This window comes from Syntrophomonas sp. UBA5494 (assembly GCF_002426325.1).
The window spans coordinates 5,651-6,199 of sequence record NZ_DIPG01000078.1 but is presented as its reverse complement, the minus strand read 5'-3'; the positions used below and the strand labels follow the sequence as shown (position 1 = coordinate 6,199).

The 549-nt window shown below is 53.4% G+C and carries 1 protein-coding gene; it reads right to left on the bottom strand.

Annotated features, from left to right (window positions below; translation table 11 throughout):
• The coding region (locus tag B3W37_RS08800; protein ID WP_483175422.1) for a class I tRNA ligase family protein at nucleotides 1-549 on the bottom strand (549 nt) is incomplete at both ends.

Below are 549 nucleotides of genomic sequence, written 5' to 3'. Positions count from 1 at the left end.
ACCGAACATTCGATATGCCAGCCGGGCCGGCCAGCCCCCCAGGGGCTTGGCCAGGACGGTTCTCCCGCTTTGGCCTTTTTCCACAAGGCGAAATCCATCGCATTCTCTTTGCGCTCATCAATTCCCACCCTGGCGCCTGCCAGCATATCCTCCAACGACCGGCCTGACAGCTTGCCGTAATCTTTAAAAGCGGCTACCCGGTAATAGACATCCCCATCTATCTCATAGGCATAGCCTTTTTCGATAAGTCCCTGCACCGACGCCACGATTTCGTTCATATGCTGGCTGACCTGGGGGTGCGCATCGGCCCGCTTGATGTTTAAGGCATCTGCATCGGTAAAATAAGCGTCAATATAGCGCTGTGCCAACTCCAGGGCATTTGCCCCTTCCTCATTGGCACGGTTTATTATCTTGTCATCTACGTCGGTGAAGTTCTGCACATACATTACCTCATAACCGCGGTAAGCCAGATATCTCCTTACTGTATCAAAAACCGCCAGGGGCCGCGCATTGCCCAGGTGAATAAAGTTATAGGTGGTGGGACCGCAT